The sequence below is a fragment of the Kitasatospora sp. UYEF31 genome (genome assembly GCF_057291755.1).
The window spans coordinates 1-21,715 of the sequence record NZ_JBXAWK010000062.1 but is presented as its reverse complement, the minus strand read 5'-3'; the positions used below and the strand labels follow the sequence as shown (position 1 = coordinate 21,715).

Below are 21,715 nucleotides of genomic sequence, written 5' to 3'. Positions count from 1 at the left end.
CCGGGCCGGCGCGGAGATCCCCCTCGCAACTCCTTGCCGGTTACTTACGCTTGTTCAGCAGCCCTCGGCCCGCCCCCTGCTTCGGCGACGGGTCCAGCCGCGCCATCCGCCGCCGCAGCCCCGGCGCGAACCGCTGTGCCGCGCGCATCAGCTTCGCCTCCGGGGTCACCGGCAGCACCGGGACGTCCCGGACCACCGCGCGCAGGATCGCGTCCGCGACCTTCGACGGTGGGTAGTTGCGCCGCCGGTACGCGTCCGTGACCTCCGTACGCAACTGCTGTTGTTCGTCGGCCCCGATCCCGACGAACACCGCCTCGTTTGTGATGTTCGTGGCTACGAACCCCGGGCAGATCGCGGTCACCCCGATGTGGGCGTCGGCGAACTCCTCGCGCACGCACTCGGAGAGCATCAGCACCGCGGCCTTGGTGGTGCTGTAGGCGGGGAGCATCTTCGACGGCTGGTATCCGGCCGTCGAGGCGATGTTGACGATGTGTCCGCCCTGGCCCCGGTCGACCATCTGCCGTCCGAACAGCAGGCACCCGTGGATGACACCCCACAGGTTGACGTCCAGGATCTTCTTCCAGTCGTCGAGCCCGGTGTCCAGGAACGGCCCGGCCACCGCGATCCCGGCGTTGTTCACCACCAGGTCGGGGACCCCGTGCTCAGCCCTGACCTTGTCCGCCACCGCTTCCATCGCCGCCGCGTCCGAGACGTCCACGGTGTACGCGACGGCCTCGGCCGCACTGCCACTGCGCCGGGCCTGCTCACAGGACTGCCGTACGGACTCCTCGTCCCGGTCGAGCAGCACCAGGCGCGCGCCCGCCTCGGCCAGGGCGAGCGCGGTCGCCCGGCCGATGCCGCTGCCGGCCCCGGTCACCACCGCGAGCTGCCCGCTGAACCGCTGGTAGTAGGCCGTCTGCTGCTTCGTCAGGCCGGGGACCCGCGGGTTGACCGCGCGGCCCGCCTCGATGTCCTCGACGAAGTCGGCGATCCACCGGGACAGCAGGTCGGCGCGGGTGCGCGGCACCCAGTGCCCGCCGGACACGTCACGGCGCCGCAGGTTCGGCACCCACGCGGCCACATCGTCGTACAACGCCCTGGCCAGATAGGGGTCCTTGTCGGGGACGACCAACTGCACGGGCACGTCGACGCGGACGTCCGTACGGGGTTCCCGCAGCCGCTTCAGGATGTTCGCCCGGTAGAGCTTGACCCCGTGCACCCCGTCCTGCGGCGTGGTGGGGGAGGGCGTGCCGCCCATCTGCTCCACCATCGCGGCGAAGTCCCGGGACGGTTTGCCCGGCCACAGGCGTTCCACCAGGCCCGGTACGTACATGGCGTAGATGTACCAGGACCGCATGGTCTGCCCGAGGGCTGCGGGTGTCCGGCCGGGGCGCGGGTGCCGGATCCGCTCCCGCAGGACCAGGCCGAGATGGTCGAGGGACATGGCGGTGACCGGCGTGAACGAGGCGATCCGCGCGGCCAGGGCGGGGCGGGAGACGAACTCCCAGCCTTGCAGTGATCCCCAGTCGTGGCCGACGACGTGCACCTTCTGCCCGGGCGCCACGGCGTCGAGGACCGCCTCGAAGTCGTCGGCGAGCCGGTCGAATTCGTAGGCTTCCGTGTCCTCCGGCTTGTCCGAGGCCCCCGCGCCCCGCGTGTCGTACGCGACGATCCGGAACCGGTCGGCCAGCCGGGCGGCGACCTGGGTCCACAGATCCCGCGTGTCGGGGAATCCGTGCAGGAACACCAGTACGGGACGGTCCGGCGCGCCCCCTTCGGCGACGGACAGGCGCACCCCGTCCGGTGCCGTGACCTGCCGGACCCGCATTCCCGGTAGTTCGTCGAACGTGCTCATCGGCCCTCCCGATGGGGCGTCGCAGTCTGACAGTCGGCAGGCCAGAGGCGTAGTGCTGCCGCGGAGACTGCCGCGTCGACGTGTACAGGCATGCGACGATGCGCATGGAGCGCCGGTACGGACGGCAACATCGTTGGAACGCTGCGCTTCTGACGATCGTTCAACCTACGCGCCGGTAGCGTCGAGGTGAAGAGGGGAACCCCACGGCATGGAAGCCTTGACGGGGAAAGCGGGCAGGTCGCAGGGCACACGGTGGAGGCAGGCCGCGTGCGGGCTCCTGGCCGCCGGGCTGCTGGCGTCCTGCGGTGGTGGCGACGGCGGCGGGGACACCGGCGACGTCGGCGAAACGGTGCCGAGCGTGCCCATAACGGCCAGCCCACCGCCGGAGACCGCCCCGGCCCAGCCGCCGCCCGGCATGAGACTGGCCTGGGCCGACGAGTTCGACGGCCCCGCCGGGCAGCTCCCCGACCAGCAGAAGTGGGGCTACGACGTCCTGGGCACGCCCAACAGTGAGACCAAGGAGTGGCAGCAGTACCAGAAGCGGTCCGAGAACGCCGGGACCGACGGCCGGGGACACCTCGCGCTCACCGCGCGCAAGGAGACGCTGCCTGGCATGAAGGACAGCAGGGAGTGCAAGCAGGGCCCGTGTGACATCACTTCGGGCCGCATCTCCACCAAGGGCCTGTTCTCCCAGCAGTACGGCCGGTTCGAGGCCCGCGTCAAGGTCCCTTCGGGACAGGGCGTCTGGCCGGGTTTCTGGATGCTCGGCGACGACATCGACAAGGTCGACTGGCCCAAGTCGGGGGAGATCGACATCCTGGAGATCGTCGGCAAGGAGTCCAACGTCGTGTACGGGACGATCCACGGCCCCGGCTACGCCGACGGCGGCATCCAGGGCACCGCGACCAAGGAGGGCGGCAAGTTCTCCGACGCCTTCCACAACTACGCGGTGGACTGGACCCCGGAGAAGCTGACCTGGTCGATCGACGGCCAGCAGTTCTTCTCGGTGACCAAGGGCCAGATCGGCGACAGCAAGTGGGTGTACGACAAGCCCTTCCACGTGCTGCTCAACCTCGCCGTGGGCGGCGTGTGGCCCGGTTACCCCGACGGCAGCACCCCGTTCCCCGCCACGATGCTGATCGACTATGTACGGGTGTACCAGCACACCTGAGGCCGCTGACCGGCTGGAAAACCGTTGGACGGTCGTCCCGGGCTCCGGGACCATCGTCTGACGCGGACTATGACTCTGCCTTCCCACTCCTCCCGTCTCCATGTAATCGAACAGGCGGTATGTCCCTCTCCGCCGCAGTGACCCTGCGAATACGTCGTCTGCTGCCCGCCTGGGCCGGGCGCAACTACACGTTCCAGACCGCCGCGACGGTCGTCACCTCCCTGGGCAACGCCGGCGCGATGATCGCCTCCGCGTTCGCCGTGCTCGAAGCAGGCGGCAGCGGAACGGACGTCGGCCTGACGGCTGCGGCCCGTACGCTCCCGCTGGTCTTGTTCCTGCTCATCGGCGGAGCGATCGCCGACCGGGTCTCCCGGGCCCGGCTGATGGCGCTGTCGAACACCGGCAACGCGCTCTCCCAGGGACTGTTCGCCGTCCTCGTCCTCACCGGAGCCCCCGGCATCTGGTGGATGTGGCTGCTCAGCGGCGTCGGGGGAGCGGCCCACGCCTTCTACGCCCCGGCCGCTGAGGGCGTGCTGCTGTCCAGTGTCCAGGGTGAGCACGCTGGCAAGGCCTTCGCAGTGTTCCGCATGGGCGTGAGCGGCGCGACCATCGGCGGCGCGGCGCTCGGCGGCGCGCTGACCGCCGTCGTCGGCCCCGGCTGGGTGCTCGCCGTCGACGCCGCCGCGCTGGCCTTCGCGGCGTTCCTCCGGGTGTTCATGCGTACGGACGTCGTCGAACGCACCGAGAAGACGAGCTTGCTCCAGGACATGCGCGAAGGCTGGCAGGAGGTCGCCTCCCGGCCGTGGCTGTGGGGGGTCATCCTGCAGTTCTCGGTGGTCGTCGGGATCTTCGTGGCCACCGAGTCGGTGTACGGGCCGATCGTGGCCGACCGGGAGCTGGGCGGTGCGAAACCGTGGGGCCTGGCCCTGGCCGCGTACGGGGTCGGCACCGTCCTGGGCGCTGTGGTGATGATGCGCTGGAAGCCGCGCCGGATGCTGCTCGTGGCCACCGTGTGCGTGTTCCCGATGGCCCTGCCCCCGATGGCGCTGGCCGTTCCCGCGCCGCTGCTTGTCCTCGTGCTGGTGATGTTCCTGAGCGGGGTGACGCTGGAGATCTTCGGCGTCAACTGGATGCTGGCCCTGCACCAGGAGATTCCGGAGGACAAACTGTCGCGCGTCTCGGCGTACGACTGGTTCGGTTCGGTCTCGCTCACCCCGCTGGCGACCGCGGTCAGCGGCCCGGCGGCGGACGCCTTCGGGATGAGCTCCGTCCTGTGGGTCGGTGGCGCGCTGGTCGTCGCACTGACCGGGGCGACGCTGCTGGTGCCCGACGTGCGCAACCTCGTGCGGCGCGACACCCGGCACGGGGTCGGACCGGTCACCGCGGCCGGTCCGGTCCCGGAGAACACAGCGGCCTGACCGCTCACCGCGACCGCGTCCGCTGAACTGCCTGTACCCGGACCCGCCCGGTCTGGACCGGGCGGGTTTCTCTGCGTCCCGATTATAGTTGCATGCGCCAACCAATTTATGTACAGTTGTGTTCAGCAACCACGGAAACCGTGGTCGCGATGGAGCCAGGACCCCGGCCGTACGCACGATTCCGACCGCCCGACCCCAGACCTCACAGCAATCACTTCAATGGGGAGGAAAACCCGATGGGAAGGCACTCAGCCCCGCACGGGCCCGCGGCCGTCGCCGAACGCGCCGAGCCGGGATCAACTGACAGGCCGGGATCAACCGACGAGCCGGGATCAGCCGTCAGTCCTGAACCGCCCGTCAAGACCTCCGGCCCCCAGCCCGGCGGCATGAGCCACCGGCAGATCATGGAGGCCCTCTCCGGCATCCTGCTCGGCCTGTTCGTCGCGATGCTCTCGTCCACGATCACCGCCAACGCGCTGCCGACGATCCTCAGCGAACTGCACGGCGGCCAGTCCGCCTACACCTGGGTCATCACCGCGACCCTGCTGGCGATGACCGCGTCCATGCCCATCTGGGGCAAGCTCGCCGACATCACCAACAAGAAGGTGCTGATCCAGTCGGCGTTGATCATCTACGTCGTCGGCTCGGTCATCGCGGGCCTCGCCCAGAACACCACGATGCTCATCGGCGCGCGTGCAGTCCAGGGACTCGGCGCCGGCGGTGTCTCGGCCCTCGGCCAGATCATCCTCGCCTCGATGGTCGCCCCGCGGGAACGCGGACGCTACAGCGGCTACTTCGGCGCGGTCTTCGCCCTGGCCACCGTCGGCGGACCGCTCATCGGCGGCACCATCGTCGACACCGGCGCACTCGGCTGGCGCTGGTGCTTCTACGTCGGCGTCCCGCTCGCGATGATCGCCGTCGTCGTCCTGCAGAAGACCCTGAAACTGCCCGTCGTCAAGCGGGACACCACGATCGACTACCTCGGTGCGACGCTGATCGCCGCCACCGTCTCCCTGCTGCTCGTCTGGATCTCCCTGGCCGGCCAGAACTACGCCTGGGCCTCGTGGCAGACCGCCGTGATGCTCACCGGCACAGTCCTGCTCGCCGTCGCCTCCCTCATGGTCGAGAAGCGCGCCGTCGAACCCGTCATCCCACTGCACCTGTTCCGCTACCGCACCGTCGTCCTGGCCACCGTGGCCAGCGTCTTCGTCGGCGTCGCGATGTACGCCGGAACGACCTTCCTGTCGCAGTACTTCCAGCTCGCCCGGGGCAGGACCCCCACCCAGGCCGGACTGATGACCCTGCCCCTGGTGCTCGGCCTGTTCGTCTCCTCGATGGCCACCGGACGGCTCATCACCAGGTACGGCAAGTGGAAGAGGTTCCTGGTCGCCGGCACCGCGCTGCTCACCGTCGGCATCGGCCTGATGGGCACCCTGCGCTCCGACACCCCGTACTCCCTGCACGCGGTCTACATGCTCCTGGCCGGCCTCGGTCTGGGCATGACGATGCAGAACCTCGTCCTGGCCGTGCAGAACACCGTGCCCGTGAGCGAACTGGGCGCCGGCAGCTCGGTCGTCTCCTTCTTCCGCACCCTCGGCGGAGCCGTCGGCGTCTCGGCCTTCGGCGCGGTCCTCGGCAACCACGTCAGCACCTACCTGAGCAGCGACCTGGCCGCGAACCACGTCAGTCCCGCCGCGGCCGCCGCGGTCTCCGGCGGCGGCATCCCCGACCTGCGCCTGCTCCCGGGCAACCTGGTCCCGCTCGTCGAGGACGCCTACGGCCACGGCATCGGCGACGTGTTCGCCTACGCCGCTCCGTTCGCCCTCATCGGATTCGTCGTGGTGTGGTTCATCAAGGAAGTCGCACTGCGCGGCCGCAACGCCTGAATCCCTAGCGTGTCGGTCATGTGCGAAATGCCCCTCCAGAGATCGTTAAGGGGCATTTCGCACATGACCGACGCAGTGACACCCACGCAAGGAGACACCACCGCCATGGACAGTGCCCAGGTCACGGCCACCGGCACCACCCCCGCCCAGGACGCCTGCCGTGAACTGCTGACCCAGCTCGACGGGGTCGCGTCGCTGCGCCGCACCATGGTCAAGTCCCTCCCGGCCGGCACGGTGCCGCCGGGCACGGGTGTCCTGGCCGTCCTCAACCGCCGCGGCACCCTGCGGACCGGGCAGCTCGCGGAGATCCTCGAAGTGGACATGTCCACCGTCAGCCGCCACATCGCCCACGTCGAAGCCAACGGCTGGGTCGAACGCCTCCCCAACCCCGACGACCGCCGCTCCTGCCTGCTGCGGCTCAGTGACGGGGGCCGGGCTGTGCTGGAACAGGCCGTCGGCCGCAGCGCCGACTACCTGGTCGGCGTGCTGGGGGACTGGTCGCAGGCCGACATCGAACAGCTGACCGGTCTGCTGGCCCGCCTCCGGGCGGACCTCGGTCACCGGGCCTCAACGGCGTCGGAGTCAGAGTCAGAGTCGGAGTCAGAGTCGGACTCAGAATCGGACTCAGGATCGGACTCAGGGTCGGCCAACCAAGCCTGATGATTGCATAACGGGCCTTTAGCCCACTACATCAACAACCGTCCAAAATCACACCCCACCAACCGGACAGGACCCATCGGCAACCGACTGGTGCCAAGCTGAGTCGCAGAAAGTATCCGTACGGATACTCACTGCATCGATCTGGAGGCGCCCGTGTTCCCTTCCGAGTTTTTCGCCGTCCGCTCTGCCGCATTCGCCGGCGCGGTGCTCCTGGCCGCCGCTGTGCCCGCCTCCGCCTCCGCTGCCGCGCAGAGCCGCACCTACCTGGACAGGGTCGGCTGGAGCCAGGGCGCGGACACCGACCAGGTGGTCCTCGGCTTCACCGGCAGGACCCCGGCGTACGGCCTGAGCAGTGGCCCGATGTCGGACCTGACCTACTGCGGCTCCGGCAGGCCCGTCGCCCTGGCGGGGGATGAGTACGTGGAACTGGACATCGACTCCAGCGCCCACGACGAGGACGGCCACCGCACCTTCACCGGCGAGTGGACGAAGGCGCTGGACCTGCCGTCCGTCACCGGCTACGCGATCACCTGCGACTTCGAGGGTGACTTCCGGGTGGCCGTGGCCATCCGGGGGAGCCATGGCGTGGTGGTGTCACCGACACCCGCACCCGGAGGCATCGCCGTCACCGTTGAGCACTGAAACCGCTGAACCGTCGGAGGGGACCGGGTCCCGTCGGGACCCGGTCCCCTCCAGTGCGACCGGGGAGCCTCACGGCAGCGTGAGGATGCGCGGCCCGTCCTCGGTGACGGCGACGGTGTGCTCGATGTGCGCCGCCCGGGTGCGGTCGTCGGTCCGCAGCGTCCAGCCGTCCCGGTCGATCGTGTACGAGTCGCGGCCACCGGTCATGAGCATCGGCTCGATGGCGATGACCAGGCCGTGCCGGATCTTCACGCCGCGGCCCGGCTTGCCGTCGTTGGGCACCGCCGGGTCCTCATGCATGGTGCGGCCGATGCCGTGGCCCCCGAAGCCCTCCGGCAGGCCGTAGCCACCGCCGCGGGCGACCTTGCCGATGGCGTGCGCGACGTCGCCGATGCGGTTGCCCACCACAGTGGCGGCGATGCCCGCGTCCAGGGACTCCTGGGTGACCTCGATAAGGGTGAGGTCCCCGGGGCGCGGTGTGCCGACGATGAAGGTGATCGCGGCGTCGCCGGTCCAGCCGTCGAGCGTCGCGCCGCAGTCGATGCTGACGACGTCACCGTCCCCGACGCGGTAGTCGGTGGGGATGCCGTGGACGACCACGTCGTTGACGGACGTGCAGATCACACCGGGGAACGGGACCGGCGCGAAGGACGGTTTGTAGTTCAGGAACGGCGACGTGGCGCCGGCCTCCCGGATGACGTTGTGCGCGACCGTGTCGAGCTCCCGCAGCGAGACCCCGACGGCGGCGGCTTCGCGGACGGCGGCCAGCGCGTGCGCGACGACCCGGCCGGCCTCGCGCATGGCGTCCATTTCACCGTTGGTCTTGATTTCGAGCATGGCGGTCCCCTGCGGATTCAGTACGGAAGGCGCCCGTGGTGAAGACATCCGTGGTGAAGGTGTCAACGCGGAACGCACCCTGATGGACCGGGATAGTTATACCGGTCGCTCCGGTATTAGTATCACGGTCATGGTGCGCACTCCTCTGACCCCGTTCGAACGCGAGCGCGGTGAACGCCTGGGTGAACTGCTCCGGGCGGCCCGCGGTGACCGCAGCATGGTGGAGATCGCGGCGGCGGCCGGGCTGTCCGCCGAGACGCTGCGGAAGATCGAGACGGGGCGGATCCCCACTCCCACGCTGTTCACCGTCGCGGCACTCGCGGGCGCGCTGCGCCTGTCACTCGACGACCTGGTGGCGTCCTGCGCGGTGGTGCAGCCCGTTGAGGTGGCCGGAGCGGCCTGACCCGCGCTCACCACCAGTAGGCTGGGTAGCGCGGCGCGGTCGGCAGGGCCCGCCCTGCGGCGACCCCGGCCAGCACCAGGAACGTGCTGGCCAGCGCAGTCATCGCCAGGAAGCCGAGCATCGGCGGCGCCTCCAGGGCGACCAGCGCGGCGGTGGCCACAGCCGGCGGGTGCGGTTTGCGGGTCAGCGTCAGGGCACCCAGGGCCAGTGCGCTGGCGAGCGCCGCGGTCCAGGTGGAGCTGCCGAGTACGGCGATCACCGCGAAACCGGTGACCGCGGCGATGAGGTGGCCGCCGATCACGCTGCGCGGCTGTGAGAACGGCTGCGTCGGCGCCGCGTGGATCACCGCGGCGCTCGCCGCCAGCGGCGGGATGAGCAGGGGTTCGTGCAGGGTCGCGCCGACCACGGCGAGGGCGAGCAGGGCCGCGCCGACGGCCGCAGCCGTGTGGGTGGCGGCGAGGTGTCCGGAGTGTGCGGGCGCGTTGCCCGCGAGGGCCGTGCGTATCCGCTGGAGCGGGTTGTTCAACGTGCTGTTCCTCAGGTGGTCAGGCAGGGGGAGTAGCTGATCATCGACGGTGCCGCGTGCACCATCAGGAGCTCCACCGGGACGTGGTCGTCGGCTGACTCCATGCGGTGCGGAAGCCCGGAGTCGAAGTGCGCCGAGTCGCCTGGGCCGAGCAGGTGGGGCTGCCCGTCGAGGGTGAAGCGCAGTTGTCCGTTGAGGACGTGCAGCCACTCCTCACCCGGGTGGGTGCGCCCGGGCGCCGGGTCGGGGCACCCCGCCGGGATGTGGACGTGGAGGGCCTGCATGCCGCGCCGGGGGCTGCCGGTCCGGCGCACGGTCCAGGCGCCTGATTGTACGGGTTCGGCATGCTTCGTCCGGATGATCGGTTCGTCTATCGCCGCGTCTTCGCCGAGGAGCTCGGAGACGGTCGTGTGGTAGGTCCGGGCGAGGGTGAGCAGTGCCGGCAGTGAGGGCTGGCGGTGGTCGTTCTCAAGCCGGGACAGGTAGGCGACGGAGAGGCCGGTGCGGCCGGCGGCATCGTCCAGCTTGAGGCCGTGGCGGACCCGGGACTGCTTCAGGCGGTCGCCGAGGCCGGGGACGGCGGGTTCTTCGGACATGTCACCAGGTTAAGTGTGGATCTTCAGCCTGGACAATTTTCTTGCCAGTGAGGCAAAAGAGCTTTCTGGAAAACTCTTATAACGGGCCTTTGTTGTTTTCGACCACCAACTAATCAGAAGACACTCCCCAACCACACAAGCGTGATCGCGACCCCCGGGTGCCGGGCTTCCTGTCGCGGAAGCGGTGAGCCCGGCACCCGCTGCCTCAGTTCCCGAACCCGGCCCAGCCGTAGACCTTGTCGACGGGGATGCTCAGCGCGATGCGCTGGTCGGCGACCATGGCCCGACGGTAGTCGTCCCAGTCGGGGTGCTCGCCCTGGACGGCGCGGTAGAGGTCGATGAGTTCCTCCACGGTGTCGTCGTGGGGTCCGGAGGCGACGGGTGTGAGCCGCGCGATGCCTTCAGCGACCACGTACGCATTCATCTCAGGTGTTGTGACGTGGAAACTGACCCGTGGATCGCGCCGGATGTTGTTGGTCTTCGCCCGGCCTTCGGTGATGGAGACGCGGATGATCCCGGTGTCGTGGTTGTAGGTGTACGAGACGTTGGAAAGCTGCGGGCGCCCGTCCCTTTTGAGAGTTGTCAGGACGCCGGTGTCACGGTTGCCGAGCAGGGTGTGCAGGGGGCTGTCGCCCATGGTTGTCCTCCGGAAGGTTGTGGCCTGGGACAACGCGGCGCACAGACGGAATTCATCCTTCCGCTTGTGTGGGTTCCTCCGTGAGGTCGCACTGCATCAGCAGGGTGTCGATCCAGCGGCCGTGCTTGTAGCCGACCTTGTGCAGGGTGCCCGCGTCGCGGAAGCCGAGGGCGCGGTGCAGGGCCGGTGAGGAGTTGTCCTCGCTGAGCGCGATGACGGCGATCATCTGCTGGACGCCCGCGGTGCGGCACGCGTCGATGAGTGCTCTCAGGAGCGCGCGGCCGAGTCCCTTCCCGGTCCAGCCGGGGGTGATGTAGACGGTGTTCTCGACGCTGCGGCGGTAGGCGGGCTTGGGTTTCCACGGTCCGGCGTAGGCATAGCCGGCGATCTGTCCGCCGATGTCGACGACGAGGAACGGCAGTTCGGCCGTACGGAATCCTGCCGCGCGTTCGTGCCATGCGTCGAGGCTGAGGGGTTCGAGGTCGAAGGTGGCGACGGTGTTGGCGACGTAGTACGCGTACACCTCGGCGACGGCGGGCAGGTCTGCGTCGACCGCGGGGCGGATGTGGATGGTGTCAGCGGTCATGCGGCGCCTCCTGCGCTCGGTGTGCGTCGCGTGATGCTACGACCGGGTTGGTTGGCGTTTGCGTACGGGGTCACCGTACGGTCGCGTTTTTGTTCTCTGTAATGATCACGGAAACCGATGTCGGCGTTCGATGGGTGGGCTTGTGAAGGTTCTTCTGGTGACCGGTGGAAGCAACGGCATCGGTGCGGCGGTCTGCCGGCGGGCGGCTGCTGACGGGTGGTCGGTCGCGGTCAATTTCGTACGGGATGAAGCTGCCGCTGTCGGTGTTGTGGAGGACATCGGGGCGTTGGGCGGGCAGGCTGTGGCGGTGCGTGGTGATGTCGCCGTCGAGGCTGATGTGCTGCGGATGTTCGCGGAGGCGGACAAGGCACTGGGTCCGGTGACGGGGCTGGTCAACAATGCGGGGATCACGGGTCTGCCCGGTCGGGTCGATGAGCTGGACACGGCGATGCTGCGGCGGGTGCTCGACGTCAACTTCGTGGGGACGGTGCTGACCGCACGGGAGGCGGTGCGGCGGATGTCGACGCGGCACGGTGGTACGGGCGGGGTGATCGTGAATGTTTCGTCGCGGGCCGCTGAGCTCGGCAGCGCGGGTGAGTGGGTGCACTACGCGGCGGGCAAGGCGGCGGTGAACACGTTCACGGTCGGTCTGGCGAAGGAAGTCGCGCTGGAGGGGATCCGTGTTGCCTGTGTGGCGCCTGGTCTGACGGACACCCGGGCGCACGCTGCGGCGGGGATGCCGGACCGGGTGGAGCGGATGGCTCCCGGTGTGCCGATGGGCAGGGCGGGGAGTTCCGAGGAGGTGGCCGAGGGTGTGGTGTGGTTGTTGTCGGATGCGGCGTCGTATGTGACGGGGACTGTGCTGGACGTGTCCGGCGGGCGCTGATCTCCGCGGGCTGGGGCAGGATGGCTCGTATGGATCTTCGAATTTTCACCGAGCCCCAGCAGGGCGCCACGTACGACACTCTTCTGCGGGTTGCGCAGGCCGCTGAGGCCGCTGGTTACAGCGCGTTCTACCGTTCCGACCACTACCTGGCGATGGGTGGCGACGGGCTGCCGGGTCCGACGGACGCATGGATCACGCTGGCGGGTCTGGCGCGGGAGACCTCGACGATCCGCCTGGGGACGCTGATGACGGCGGCGACGTTCAGGTTGCCCGCGGTGCTGGCGATCCAGGTGGCGCAGGTTGATCAGATGTCCGGTGGGCGGGTGGAACTGGGCCTGGGTGCCGGGTGGTTCGAGCAGGAGCACAAGGCGTACGGGATTCCGTTCCCGGGGAACCGTTTTGCGCGGCTTGAGGAGCAGTTGGAGATCGTCACCGGTCTGTGGTCGACGCCGGTGGGCGCGAAGTTCTCGTACGACGGCACTTATTACCAGCTGGAGGAGTCTCCGGCGCTGCCGAAACCCGAGCAGGCGAAGGTGCCGGTGTTGATCGGTGGCCACGGGCCGAAGCGGACGCCGGAGTTGGCGGCGCGGTTCGCGGATGAGTTCAACATGCCGTTTTCGGGTGTTGAGGATTCGGCGGCGCAGTTCGGCCGGGTGCGGGCGGCTGCGGTGGCGGCCGGGCGTCAGGCCGATGACCTGGTGTATTCGAATGCGCTGGTGGCGTGTGTGGGTCGTGATGACGCGGAGGTGGCGCGTCGGGCGGCGGTGATCGGCCGTGAGGTCGGTGAGTTGAAGGCGAACGGGCTGGCGGGTTCGCCGGCGGAGGTGGTGGACCGGATCGGCCGGTATGCGGCGGTGGGTTCGCAGCGGGTGTATCTGCAGATGCTGGATCTCGCTGACCTGGAGCACCTGGAGTTGGTGGCTTCGGAGGTCATGCCGCAGCTCGGGTAGGTGCTGTGTTGGATGAGCGCTGTTTGGGATGAGCGCTGTTTGGGACGAACGCAGTTGGCGCGGCGGCCTGTACCGGTCGCCGCGCCAGCTGTTGTTTTAGGGCCTGTTCTGGGTTGTGTGCTTCCTGCCCCGGCGGTTTTCCGCTCGTGTCAGCCCAGTGCCTGGTCGATGTCGGCCCAGAGGTCTTCGACGTGTTCGATGCCGACGGCGAGGCGTACGGTGCCCGCGCCGATTCCGGCTGCGGCCAGGGCGGTTTCGTCGAGCTGGCGGTGGGATGTGGAGGCCGGGTGCATGGTCACGGACATGACGCCGCCGAGTGAGGGGGCGCGGGAGACCAGTTGTACGCGGCGCATGAACTCCTGGCCGGCTTCGCGTCCGGCGGCGAGGTCGAAGGAGAAGGTCGCGCCGTAGCCGTCGGGGAGGAGTTTCCGGGCGAGCTGGTGGTCGGGGTGGCCGGGGAGTCCTGGCCAGTGGACGGCGGAGACCGCGGGGTGCTGGGCCAGGCGTTCGGCGATGGTGTCGGCCGAGGCGCACTGCTGGCGCAGGCGCAGCGTGAGGGTCTGGAGTCCGCGGATGGTGAGCCAGGCCTGGAACGGGTCGGCGGTGACGCCGAGTTCGATGGCGTGGTGCCAGACGTGGCGGTGTTGTTCCGGGTCGGTGAAGACGGCTATGCCGCCGGTTACGTCGCCGTGGCCGCCGAGGAATTTGGTGGCGGAGTGGATGACGATGTCGGCGCCGTGTTCGATGGGTCGGCAGAGGATGGGTGAGGTGAAGGTGTTGTCGACGACGGTGGTGAGGCCGTGGGTGTGGGCTGCGGCGCAGAGGGTGGGGAGGTCGCTGACGCGGGCGGTGGGGTTGGAGACGGTTTCGAGGTAGAGGATGCGGGTGGTGGGGCGTACGGCGGTGTGGAGTTCGGTGGCGTCGTTGATGTAGGTGACGTCGATGCCGTAGCGGGTGGTGAGGTTTTGGAGGGTGGCGTAGGTGCCGCCGTAGAGGCTGTTTTGGGCGATGACGTGGTCGCCGGTTTTGAGGAGGCTTTGGAGGACGGCGTTGATGGCGCCCATTCCGGAGCCGGTGGCGATGGCTGCGGTGCCGCCTTCGAGTGCGGCGACGGCGTTTTCGAGGGCGCGGACGGTGGGGTTGGCGTAGCGGGTGTAGATGAAGGCGTTGTCGGGTCCGTCGAAGGCTTCGGCGAGGGCTTCGGGGGTGTCGAAGGTGAAGCCTGCGGTCTGGTGGATGGGGACGGATTTGGGGGTGGAGCCGGTGACGTCTACGGCGGGGGTGTGGACGACGCGGGTGTCGAGGTGGTGGGTGGTCATGGGGTCAGTCTGGTCAGCTGTGTGGTTGGTGACCAGGGGTTTTGTGGGTTGGTGTGGTGAGTTTCCGTTTGTTGTTTGTTGTTTGGTTGTGGTTTTGGGTTGTTGGTGTCAGCCGATTTTGAAGGATCCGCCGGGTGGTGCGGGGGAGATGGTGGCGGTTTTGTCGGTGACGGGTTGTGCGTCGCCGATGAAGGCGGTGAGTTCGTCGCCGGTGATGAGGCGGGCGGGGTATTCGTCGTTGGCGCTGCGGCGGGCGAGTTCGTCGAAGGGGAGGGGGTGCATGGAGGCGGTGGTGATGAAGTTGCCGAAGCGGCGGCCGGCCCAGGCTGAGGGTTCGGCGGTGATGGCGGTGTGGGGGAAGACGGTTTGGAGGGTGGCTGCTTGGGTGCGGAGGAAGGTGAGGTTGTCGCCGTCGGCGAGGTTTGCGGTGTAGGCGCCGGTGGGGCGGAGTGCGCGGGCTGCTTCGTGGAGGAATTCGACGGTGGTGAGGTGGGCGGGGACTTGGGCGCCGTTGAAGATGTCGGCGATGAGGATGTCGAGGGTGTTGTCGGGTTGGTGGGTGAGTTCTTCGCGGGCGTCGCCGATGTGGATGGTGATGTTGTGGTGGGTTGGGAGGGGGAGGTGGTCGAGGACGAGGGTTATGAGGTCGGGGTCGTATTCGATGACGGTTTGTGTGCTGCCTGGTCGGGTGGTGTGGGTGTAGCGGGGGAGGGTGAGTGCGCCGCCGCCGAGGTGGAGTATGTCGATGGGTTGGCTGGGGGGTTTGATGAGGTTGATGAGGTGGGCGATGCGTTCGGTGTATTCGAATTCGAGGTGGGCGGGGTTGTTGAGGTCGACGTAGGACTGGGGTGAGTCGTTGAGGGTGAGGATCCATCCTTGGGGTCGTGCGAGGTCGGGCATGAGGAGGGCGGAGCCTTGGGGGGTGCGGGCGGCGACGGGGATGCGGTCGTCGTGGTCGTCGTGGTCGTCTGCGAAGTGTTGTCCGGGCATGGGTGGATTGTTCCGTAGGTGGGTGTTGGGGTTGGTTGTCGGGGTCAGCTCACCATGGGTGGGTGGTGAGCGCATTCGGAGTTGTGCCGGGTGTTGTGTTCGGGGTGGTGTCACGTTTGTGGTGGTTGTCCTGTCCTTGTGTGTGTGGGTATCGGATTGAGGTTCCCCCGCTAAATGGAAGGTGTTGATTGCCTGGTCAGTGGGGTCTGACCCGGTTTCGGATTCGCTTGATCGGCCGTCGCCTGGTCGGACCGGTAGCGGGCTTCGAACTCGTCGGGGCTGAGCCAGTCCAGGCGTTTTTGGATACGCCGGGTGTTGTAGAAGCCGTCGATGTACGCGAACAGTGCTTGGTCGGTCTCGACCCGGGTGGCGAACACGTGGTCCGCGCACTCGGATTTCAGGACGTTCCAGAAGTTCTCCGCCAGGGCGTTGTCGAAGGAGTCTTCGACAGTGCCCGAGGACACCGAAATCCCTTCCGGGGTAAGTCTGTTCGTGAGCTTGACGGCGGTGTACTGGTTGAATCCGCCCTGGCAGCCGTGGTCGCTGTGGTGGATCGGTTGTCCGGGCTCGGCCCGGCGGGATTCCAGGGCGTATTCCAGGGCGGTGAGGACCAGGTCGGCGTCCGCGACCGCCGAGGTCGCCCACTCCGCGATGCGGCGGGAGAAGGCGTCGCGGATGCCCGCGAGCCACCACCGGCCCTCGGTGGCCGGGCATGGGCGGGGCCTTGGGGCCGTACAGCCAGGGGGTGAGGAAGGGGGTGAGGTCGCGGTGGGCCTCGTGGGAGGCGAGGCGGATGAAGTCGGCGGTGGAGGCGGTCTGTCCCTTGTTGCGCTGGACCCAGGCGCGTTCGATCCTGAGGAAGGTGGTGTCGCCGACTTCGTTGCGCAGGGCGTACAGGACCAGTAGGGAGAGTGTCTGGGTCTCGAGGGCGACGCCGAGGTCGGTGTGGGCGACCAGGACGCCGTAGGTGCCGAAGGGGTAGGGGCCCAGGCGCTCGGTGAGCCAGTCGAGGTGGCGGGCGGTGAGGGCGCGGTAGGCGGCGGTGGGTGCGGTGATGTTGACGGTCATGGGGGCGCGGACCGACGGGTGGTCGTTGCCGGGAACCTTCCGGTCTTGTCTGTGCGTTGTGGGGGTGGAACGGCCCCGGGTTTCGTGTGGGGGTGTACGCAATCGTTGTACGGATTTTTGAGGAGACGTTTCTTTCATGGCGATCTGGAACAAGCTGCGTGAGTCGGCCCAGGGCATGCAGACGCAGCTCATGGCGAAGAAGAACGAGCTGAAGAGCGCCGGGTTCCGGGACGCGAGTATGGCGATGTGTGCTCTGGTGGCGGCGGCGGACGGCAGTGTGGACGCGGCGGAGCGGCAGCGGGTGTCGGCGTTGATCGCGACGAACGAGGTGTTGCAGAACTTCGACTCGGCTGATCTTCAGCGTCGTTTCGAGGCGAATGTGGCGAAGCTGACGGCTGACTTCCAGTTGGGCAAGGTCGACATCATGCAGGAGATCGGCAAGGTGAAGAAGAAGCCGGTGGAGGCGCGGGCGGTCGTGCAGATCGGCATCGTCATCGGTGGGGCGGACGGTGACTTCGACAAGACGGAGCGGGCGATCGTGCGTGAGGTGTGCTTCGCGGTGGACATCGACCCGGGGGAGTTCGACCTGTAGGTCGGATTGTGCGCTGTGGGGGCGTGTGGGGTGTCGTTTTTCGGCATCTCGCACGCCCCCACTGTTTTGTGTTGTGGGTGTGTTCAGGTGGCGGTGTGTTCAGGCGCCGTCCAGCGGCCAGGCGTCGACGTCGCGGTAGCGGATGGGCGCGGGGCCGCGGCCGGCGTTGCTGCCGACCAGGTGGAGGCGTGTCGCGTGCCAGGGGCGGCCGGTGAATCCGGCGAGTCCGGCGGCGGCGGCCGCGGCGCCGTCGGTGTTGTTCCGGCGGGCGCGGGCCAGGGTCAGGTGGGGGCGCAGCGTCCGGTCCTCGAAGGGGGTTCCGGTGTCCTTGACGGCCTGGCGGGTGGCGGTGGCGAGTTCGTGGAGGGTGTCGAGGTCGCCTTGGAGGCCGGTCCACAGGACGCGGTGGTCGAAGTGTCCGGCCGCGTGCAGTCGTAGGGCGATGGGGTGTGTGGCTGCTGCGACTTGTGCGAGGGGCGCGCGCAGGGCGGCGGCGGTGGTGGTGGGGACTTCGCCGAGGAAGGCCAGGGTGATGTGCCAGTCTTGGATGCGGTTCCAGCGCAGGTCCGGGTGGGTGTTGTAGACGGGGTGGAGGGCTTTTTCGAGTTCGTCCTTCGCGTTGTCGGGTGGGGCGAGGGCGATGAACAGTCGTACGGTCGGGGGCGTGGTGGGGTGGTGGTGGGTCACAGGTGATTGTGTACCGGTCGGGGGTGGGGGCGGTTCGGCGGCGCCGGGGTGCTGTTGGACCCGGAGGCGGCCGGCGCGGTGGTCAGGACGTTCCCGGGCCGGGCGGCGTGGTGGGGTGTGGTGCTGTGGGACGTGAAGGGGGTCCGCCCGTACGGGTCCTGGGGTGGTGTCGGGCAGGTGTCGTCCAGTGCCTGCCCGGCGTGCTGGCTAGGGCAGTTTCTTCTCGAACCAGTGGTCGGCGTACTTGCTGTGGTTGTAGTCGGGGATCTCGGTGTAGCCGCTAGTCGTGTACATGGCGCGGGCTTCGGTGAGGTCGGCCCGGGTGTCCAGGCGTACGCGGGTGGCGCCCAGGTCGCGGGCGGCTTGTTCGGCGGCCTTCAGGAGTCTGCGTCCGCCGCCGCCGCGCCGCCCGGCGGGTGCGACGAACACGCGGGTCAGTTCGCCGGTGTCCGCGTCCAGGAGCCGTACCCCTGCGCAGCCGACGACGGTGCCGGAGCTGCGGGCGATGAGGAGCCTGCCGGTGGGTGCCCGCAGGTCGTCGCTGGGCTCCAGGGCGAGTTCCTGGTCGATCTCGGCTTCGTCGGCGGGCCTGTTGTAGTACCGGGCGATCAGCTCGGCCATGTACGCGCGGAGCACGGCGACGGCGTCGGGCTCGTCAGGTGCCGCGGGGGTGATGTCCCAGGTGGGGGCGCTGGTGGGGGTGGGGGCGTTCATGGGGGTTATTTTTCCAGACGGGTCAACATGTTTTCCGGTGCGGGCGGGTCGTTCCGTACGGCCTTGTGACTGGTCGGGGAGACCGCTCGCCGCCGGCCGTCGGGGGCACCATGCTGGGCGGCATGCTGATTCGGGAAGCCTCTTTGGACGTCTGGCCGGACGTCTGGCTGTTTTTGCGGGGCATCGTCGCCGCGGGCGACACGTACACCTGGCCGCACGGGCGGGTCACGCCGAACTCCTGATCCGCGATGACACGCGGCAAGGACCGGTCCACCCGGTCCACGGGTGCCGGATTCCGGTACCCGGCGCCTGTGGACCTCCGCGTACCGGGTCGGCGGGCCGCGGGGCGGGTCAGGTGTCGGCCCAAGGGCTTGTGGGCCCGGTGTTGCCCGTGTTTCGATGCGGGGCGCCGGGTGGTCCGGCGGTCTTGCGAGGGGACGTGTGGCATGACAGTTCTGGTGACCGGGAGTCGCGGCGCGGTCGGCGGGGCCCTGGTGCGGCTGCTGCACGGACGCGGCGAAGCCGTGCGGGCCGGGTCGAGGGAACCCGGCCTGGTGCGCGTGCCCGACGGTGTTCCGGTGGTGGCGTGCGACCTGTCGGACGCGGGGACGTTCCCGGCGGCGCTGGACGCGGTGGATTCGGTGTTCTTGTACGCGGAGCCTTCGCAGGTGCGGGCGTTCGTCCGGCAGGCGGAGAAGGCGCAGGTGCGGCACATCGTGGTCCTGTCGTCCACCGAGGTCCTGGTCCCCGGTGCGGACGACAGTCCGCTGGGGAAGTCGCACCTGGACGTGGAGCGGGCGGTACGGGCCTCTTCGGTGAAGTCGACGCTGCTGCGGCCGGGCGCGTTCGCGGGCAACGCGTCGCCGTGGGCGTGGTCGATCAAGTCGACGGGTGCGGTGGGTCTGCCCTACCCGGGTGCGTACACCGACCCGGTCCACGAGTTGGACGTCGCCGAGGCGGCCGCGGCGGTGCTGACCGACCCGCGCCTGGGCGGCAGTGCCCACCACCTGTCGGGTCCGCAGTCTCTGACGTTCGCCGAGCAGGTGGCGGTCATCGCCCGGGTGACGGGCCGGGCCGTCACCGTCGACGCTGTGGACCGGGCGTCGTGGAAGGCGCAGATGGCGCAGTACATCCCCGATGAGTTCGCTGAGGCGCTCCTGGACTACTGGGCGCGTACCGACGGCAGGCCGACGCGTCCGACCGGCACCGTGGAGGAGTTGACGGGGCGTCCGGCGCGCAGTTTCGAGGACTGGGTCAAGGAGCACGCCGGGGAGTTCACCGCATGAGCGGGCGGTACGGTCGGCCCGCGCGGTCGGGCCGTGTGGTTCAGCGGCGGATGAAACCCCGGGCGGTGGCCGCCGCGACGGCCGAGGTCCGTGAGTCCGTGCCCAGTTTGGTGTAGATGTGCGCCAGGTGGGACTTGACGGTGGCCTGGCTCAGGAACAGCCGCTGGCTGACCTGCTGGTTCGACAGGCCGTCGGCGACCAGCTGGAGCACTTCGGCTTCCCGCGCGCTGAGGGTCGCGCCGGGTTCGCGGACCCGGTCCATCAGGCGCAGTGCCACCGCCGGGGCCAGGGCCGGTTTCCCGGCGGCGGCGGTGCGGACGGCTGCGGCGAGTTCTTCGGGCGGGGCGTCTTTGAGCAGGTAGCCGGTGGCGCCGGCGTGGACGGCGGCGAGGATGTCGGCGTCGGTGTCGTAGGTGGTCAGGACCAGTACGCGTGGTGCTCCGGGTCGGGCGGTGATGAGGGCGGTGGCCTGGGAGCCGTGCATGCCGGGGCCGAATTGAAGGTCCATGAGGACGACGTCGATGTCGAGGGTGGCGGCGAGGTGGACGGCTTGTTCGGCGGTGGCGGCTTCGGCGGTGATGGTGAAGCCGGGTTCGGTTTCCAGGACGGCCCGTAGTCCAGCGCGGACCACGGGGTGGTCGTCGGCCAGGAGCAGGCGGATCACGGGGCGGCCCGTGCGGGGCAGGGGAGGGTGACGGCGATGGCGGTGCCGCGTCCGGGGGTGGATTCGACGGCCAGGGTGCCGTGTAGGGCGGTGGCGCGGGCGCGCATGACGGCCAGGCCGAAGCCGCCTTCGGTGGCGGGCGGGGTGTCGGGGTCGAAGCCGGTGCCGTCGTCGACGACGTCGAGGGCGACTTCGGTGTCCATGTAGCTCAGCGTCAGCTCGATCCGGGTGGCGTTGGCGTGCTGGGTGGCGTTGGCCAGGGCGGACTGGGCGATGCGCAGGAGGGCGGTCTCGTGTGCGGGGGGCAGTGGGGCGGGGGTGCCGGACAGGTGGAAGTGCGTGCCCGGGGCGCACAGGCGTTCCAGCGCGGTGGGCAGGGAGCCGCCGGTGAGGTCGGGCGGGCTCCAGTCGCGGACGAAGCGGCGGGCTTCGGCGAGGTTGTCGGCCGCTGCCTGGCGGGCTTGCCGGACGTGTCCCAGGGCTGGGCTGCCGCCGGGCATGGCGCGTTCGGCGGCGCGCAGCAGCAGTTGGATGCTGGACAGGCCCTGGGCGAGGGTGTCGTGGATTTCGCGGGCGAGGCGTTCGCGTTCGGCCAGGGCGCCGTTGGTGTGTTCGGCGGCGGCCTGGTGGGTGCGGGCGTGGGTGAGTTCTTCGATGAGGCGGCGGCGTTGTTCGTTCTCGCGGGCCAGTGCGCGGTAGCCCAGGACGGTGGCGGTGGCGACGGCCGCGCCCAGGGCGGGGCCTATGACGGTGCCGACGTTGACGGTGTCGTTGTGCCAGGCGAAGGCGGTGCTCGCGGTCAGGGTGGTGGCGGCGACGGTGGCCAGTGCGGTGCGGACGGGCAGCAGGCGCAGTTGGATGAAGGTGAGGGGGAAGGCGAGCCAGATGCAGTCGGCGGTACGGACCAGCAGGATGAGCCAGACGGCTGTCAGAGTGCGGTATGTGACCTGATGCCCGTTTGACGCTTGGGGTTGGGAGAGGAGTCCTGGTCGGCGGGGCGGACTGGTGCTCAGGGTCGGGGCTGAGTGAACAGGCCGGGTTCGGGTTCGGTGAGAATGCCCCGTGTGACCAGGCGTTTCAGCTTGGACCGGATGCCTTCGGTGTTCTTCGGGAGGATCGGCAGGTCGAGTGCCTCGCACAGGTCCCGAGCCCGCATCGGACGGCCGGTGTCGGTGAAGGCCGCGAGGATCTGCTGGTAAGCGGGGTGGTCCGGCGCCTCGGGCCGCGGCGGATCGTCGACCGGTGCGGGTGCGGGTGCGGGTGCGGGGAGGTTGAGGAGGGTCTTGCGGGTGATGCGCAGGTTCTCGGTCTCCGCGTCGAGTTCGCCGAGGCGGGCAGTGAG

Annotated in this window: 24 protein-coding genes; 11 read left to right on the top strand and 13 right to left on the bottom strand. The window is 69.1% G+C overall.

What is annotated here, in order from left to right; all coding sequences use genetic code 11:
- Positions 1 to 40 precede the first annotated feature (40 nt).
- A complete protein-coding gene (locus AC0Z36_RS24640; RefSeq protein ID WP_485465225.1) occupies positions 41 to 1,855 on the bottom strand; it encodes an SDR family oxidoreductase in 1,815 nt (604 codons plus the stop codon).
- Positions 1,856 to 2,063: 208 nt separating this feature from the next.
- On the opposite strand from AC0Z36_RS24640, the gene AC0Z36_RS24635 reads away from it, so the two are divergent.
- From AC0Z36_RS24635 to AC0Z36_RS24615, 5 genes are all read left to right on the top strand, one after another.
- Entirely contained in the window at positions 2,064 to 3,026 is a 963-nt protein-coding gene (locus tag AC0Z36_RS24635; protein WP_485465224.1) for a glycoside hydrolase family 16 protein, read from the top strand.
- 119 nt (positions 3,027 to 3,145) lie between these two features.
- Entirely contained in the window at positions 3,146 to 4,444 is a 1,299-nt protein-coding gene (locus AC0Z36_RS24630; protein WP_485465223.1) for an MFS transporter, read from the top strand.
- A 386-nt stretch (positions 4,445 to 4,830) separates the two neighbouring features.
- Positions 4,831 to 6,330: an MDR family MFS transporter gene (locus tag AC0Z36_RS24625; protein WP_485465231.1), complete on the top strand. Its 1,500-nt coding sequence runs from the start codon at positions 4,831 to 4,833 to the stop codon at positions 6,328 to 6,330.
- Positions 6,331 to 6,393: 63 nt separating this feature from the next.
- Positions 6,394 to 6,990, top strand: coding sequence for a MarR family winged helix-turn-helix transcriptional regulator (locus tag AC0Z36_RS24620; RefSeq protein ID WP_485465222.1), 597 nt, complete (start codon positions 6,394 to 6,396; stop codon positions 6,988 to 6,990).
- A 153-nt stretch (positions 6,991 to 7,143) separates the two neighbouring features.
- On the top strand, positions 7,144 to 7,632 hold the full coding sequence (locus AC0Z36_RS24615; RefSeq protein ID WP_485465221.1) for an AMIN-like domain-containing (lipo)protein: 489 nt from the start codon (positions 7,144 to 7,146) through the stop codon (positions 7,630 to 7,632).
- Between the two features lie 69 nt (positions 7,633 to 7,701).
- Here AC0Z36_RS24615 and map read toward each other — a convergent pair whose 3' ends face one another.
- Entirely contained in the window at positions 7,702 to 8,469 is a 768-nt protein-coding gene (gene map, locus AC0Z36_RS24610) for a type I methionyl aminopeptidase (protein ID WP_485465220.1), read from the bottom strand.
- A gap of 130 nt (positions 8,470 to 8,599) precedes the next feature.
- On the opposite strand from map, the gene AC0Z36_RS24605 reads away from it, so the two are divergent.
- The gene (locus AC0Z36_RS24605; RefSeq protein WP_485465219.1) at positions 8,600 to 8,872 is read left to right on the top strand and encodes a helix-turn-helix domain-containing protein; all 273 of its coding nucleotides are present in this window, start codon (positions 8,600 to 8,602) and stop codon (positions 8,870 to 8,872) included.
- Between the two features lie 7 nt (positions 8,873 to 8,879).
- On the opposite strand, the gene AC0Z36_RS24600 is transcribed toward AC0Z36_RS24605, so the two are convergent.
- From AC0Z36_RS24600 to AC0Z36_RS24585, 4 genes are all read right to left on the bottom strand, one after another.
- On the bottom strand, positions 8,880 to 9,398 hold the full coding sequence (locus AC0Z36_RS24600; protein WP_485465218.1) for an HPP family protein: 519 nt from the start codon (positions 9,396 to 9,398) through the stop codon (positions 8,880 to 8,882).
- Between the two features lie 11 nt (positions 9,399 to 9,409).
- Positions 9,410 to 9,994: a cupin domain-containing protein gene (locus AC0Z36_RS24595; RefSeq protein ID WP_485465217.1), complete on the bottom strand. Its 585-nt coding sequence runs from the start codon at positions 9,992 to 9,994 to the stop codon at positions 9,410 to 9,412.
- Positions 9,995 to 10,199: 205 nt separating this feature from the next.
- Positions 10,200 to 10,631 (bottom strand): PPOX class F420-dependent oxidoreductase, encoded by a 432-nt coding sequence (locus tag AC0Z36_RS24590; protein WP_485465216.1) that lies wholly within the window; start codon positions 10,629 to 10,631, stop codon positions 10,200 to 10,202.
- 52 nt (positions 10,632 to 10,683) lie between these two features.
- Positions 10,684 to 11,217: a GNAT family N-acetyltransferase gene (locus AC0Z36_RS24585; protein WP_485465215.1), complete on the bottom strand. Its 534-nt coding sequence runs from the start codon at positions 11,215 to 11,217 to the stop codon at positions 10,684 to 10,686.
- A gap of 130 nt (positions 11,218 to 11,347) precedes the next feature.
- Here AC0Z36_RS24585 and AC0Z36_RS24580 point away from each other — a divergent pair, with 130 nt between their 5' ends.
- Positions 11,348 to 12,103: an SDR family oxidoreductase gene (locus tag AC0Z36_RS24580; RefSeq protein WP_485465214.1), complete on the top strand. Its 756-nt coding sequence runs from the start codon at positions 11,348 to 11,350 to the stop codon at positions 12,101 to 12,103.
- 29 nt (positions 12,104 to 12,132) lie between these two features.
- Positions 12,133 to 13,053 (top strand): LLM class F420-dependent oxidoreductase, encoded by a 921-nt coding sequence (locus tag AC0Z36_RS24575; protein ID WP_485465213.1) that lies wholly within the window; start codon positions 12,133 to 12,135, stop codon positions 13,051 to 13,053.
- Between the two features lie 149 nt (positions 13,054 to 13,202).
- On the opposite strand, the gene AC0Z36_RS24570 is transcribed toward AC0Z36_RS24575, so the two are convergent.
- The 3 genes from AC0Z36_RS24570 to AC0Z36_RS24560 form a co-directional block, all read right to left on the bottom strand.
- Complete coding sequence (locus tag AC0Z36_RS24570; RefSeq protein ID WP_485465212.1) at positions 13,203 to 14,372, bottom strand: trans-sulfuration enzyme family protein; 1,170 nt, start codon at positions 14,370 to 14,372, stop codon at positions 13,203 to 13,205.
- 108 nt (positions 14,373 to 14,480) lie between these two features.
- Positions 14,481 to 15,362 (bottom strand): spermidine synthase, encoded by an 882-nt coding sequence (locus AC0Z36_RS24565; protein WP_485465211.1) that lies wholly within the window; start codon positions 15,360 to 15,362, stop codon positions 14,481 to 14,483.
- A gap of 170 nt (positions 15,363 to 15,532) precedes the next feature.
- A complete protein-coding gene (locus tag AC0Z36_RS24560; RefSeq protein ID WP_485465210.1) occupies positions 15,533 to 15,826 on the bottom strand; it encodes an IS3 family transposase in 294 nt (97 codons plus the stop codon).
- 139 nt (positions 15,827 to 15,965) lie between these two features.
- Here AC0Z36_RS24560 and AC0Z36_RS24555 point away from each other — a divergent pair, with 139 nt between their 5' ends.
- Both AC0Z36_RS24555 and AC0Z36_RS24550 read left to right on the top strand, forming a co-directional pair.
- Positions 15,966 to 16,268 (top strand): hypothetical protein, encoded by a 303-nt coding sequence (locus tag AC0Z36_RS24555; RefSeq protein WP_485465209.1) that lies wholly within the window; start codon positions 15,966 to 15,968, stop codon positions 16,266 to 16,268.
- A 298-nt stretch (positions 16,269 to 16,566) separates the two neighbouring features.
- The gene (locus AC0Z36_RS24550) at positions 16,567 to 17,022 is read left to right on the top strand and encodes a tellurite resistance TerB family protein (RefSeq protein WP_485465208.1); all 456 of its coding nucleotides are present in this window, start codon (positions 16,567 to 16,569) and stop codon (positions 17,020 to 17,022) included.
- Positions 17,023 to 17,121: 99 nt separating this feature from the next.
- On the opposite strand, the gene thpR is transcribed toward AC0Z36_RS24550, so the two are convergent.
- Together thpR and AC0Z36_RS24540 are read right to left on the bottom strand one after the other, a co-directional pair.
- A complete protein-coding gene (thpR, locus tag AC0Z36_RS24545) occupies positions 17,122 to 17,709 on the bottom strand; it encodes an RNA 2',3'-cyclic phosphodiesterase (protein ID WP_485465207.1) in 588 nt (195 codons plus the stop codon).
- A gap of 207 nt (positions 17,710 to 17,916) precedes the next feature.
- Positions 17,917 to 18,423 carry a GNAT family N-acetyltransferase gene (locus AC0Z36_RS24540; RefSeq protein ID WP_485465206.1) on the bottom strand — a complete coding sequence of 169 codons (507 nt, stop codon included), beginning with the start codon at positions 18,421 to 18,423 and terminating at the stop codon, positions 17,917 to 17,919.
- A gap of 446 nt (positions 18,424 to 18,869) precedes the next feature.
- Between AC0Z36_RS24540 and AC0Z36_RS24535 the strand changes: the two genes are divergently transcribed.
- On the top strand, positions 18,870 to 19,709 hold the full coding sequence (locus AC0Z36_RS24535) for an NmrA family NAD(P)-binding protein (RefSeq protein ID WP_485465205.1): 840 nt from the start codon (positions 18,870 to 18,872) through the stop codon (positions 19,707 to 19,709).
- A 40-nt stretch (positions 19,710 to 19,749) separates the two neighbouring features.
- Here the strand turns inward: AC0Z36_RS24535 and AC0Z36_RS24530 are convergent, their stop codons facing one another.
- Positions 19,750 to 20,373, bottom strand: a complete 624-nt coding sequence (locus AC0Z36_RS24530) for a response regulator (RefSeq protein ID WP_485465204.1) — start codon at positions 20,371 to 20,373, stop codon at positions 19,750 to 19,752.
- Positions 20,370 to 21,512 (bottom strand): sensor histidine kinase, encoded by a 1,143-nt coding sequence (locus tag AC0Z36_RS24525; RefSeq protein WP_485465203.1) that lies wholly within the window; start codon positions 21,510 to 21,512, stop codon positions 20,370 to 20,372. The genes AC0Z36_RS24530 and AC0Z36_RS24525 overlap by 4 nt, the downstream gene beginning before the upstream one ends.
- Between the last annotated feature and the right edge of the window lie 203 nt (positions 21,513 to 21,715).

Coding starts and splice junctions, on each gene's coding strand:
- AC0Z36_RS24625 (WP_485465231.1), top strand. CDS start 4,831: ATGAGCCACCGGCAGATCATGGAGGCCCTCTCCGGCATCCTGCTCGGC.
- AC0Z36_RS24540 (WP_485465206.1), bottom strand. CDS start 18,423: ATGAACGCCCCCACCCCCACCAGCGCCCCCACCTGGGACATCACCCCC.
- AC0Z36_RS24535 (WP_485465205.1), top strand. CDS start 18,870: ATGACAGTTCTGGTGACCGGGAGTCGCGGCGCGGTCGGCGGGGCCCTG.
- AC0Z36_RS24575 (WP_485465213.1), top strand. CDS start 12,133: ATGGATCTTCGAATTTTCACCGAGCCCCAGCAGGGCGCCACGTACGAC.
- AC0Z36_RS24580 (WP_485465214.1), top strand. CDS start 11,348: ATGGGTGGGCTTGTGAAGGTTCTTCTGGTGACCGGTGGAAGCAACGGC.
- AC0Z36_RS24565 (WP_485465211.1), bottom strand. CDS start 15,362: ATGCCCGGACAACACTTCGCAGACGACCACGACGACCACGACGACCGC.
- AC0Z36_RS24630 (WP_485465223.1), top strand. CDS start 3,146: ATGTCCCTCTCCGCCGCAGTGACCCTGCGAATACGTCGTCTGCTGCCC.
- AC0Z36_RS24595 (WP_485465217.1), bottom strand. CDS start 9,994: ATGTCCGAAGAACCCGCCGTCCCCGGCCTCGGCGACCGCCTGAAGCAG.
- AC0Z36_RS24570 (WP_485465212.1), bottom strand. CDS start 14,372: ATGACCACCCACCACCTCGACACCCGCGTCGTCCACACCCCCGCCGTA.
- AC0Z36_RS24550 (WP_485465208.1), top strand. CDS start 16,567: ATGGCGATCTGGAACAAGCTGCGTGAGTCGGCCCAGGGCATGCAGACG.
- AC0Z36_RS24590 (WP_485465216.1), bottom strand. CDS start 10,631: ATGGGCGACAGCCCCCTGCACACCCTGCTCGGCAACCGTGACACCGGC.
- AC0Z36_RS24640 (WP_485465225.1), bottom strand. CDS start 1,855: ATGAGCACGTTCGACGAACTACCGGGAATGCGGGTCCGGCAGGTCACG.
- AC0Z36_RS24635 (WP_485465224.1), top strand. CDS start 2,064: ATGGAAGCCTTGACGGGGAAAGCGGGCAGGTCGCAGGGCACACGGTGG.
- AC0Z36_RS24620 (WP_485465222.1), top strand. CDS start 6,394: ATGACCGACGCAGTGACACCCACGCAAGGAGACACCACCGCCATGGAC.
- AC0Z36_RS24605 (WP_485465219.1), top strand. CDS start 8,600: ATGGTGCGCACTCCTCTGACCCCGTTCGAACGCGAGCGCGGTGAACGC.
- AC0Z36_RS24585 (WP_485465215.1), bottom strand. CDS start 11,217: ATGACCGCTGACACCATCCACATCCGCCCCGCGGTCGACGCAGACCTG.
- map (WP_485465220.1), bottom strand. CDS start 8,469: ATGCTCGAAATCAAGACCAACGGTGAAATGGACGCCATGCGCGAGGCC.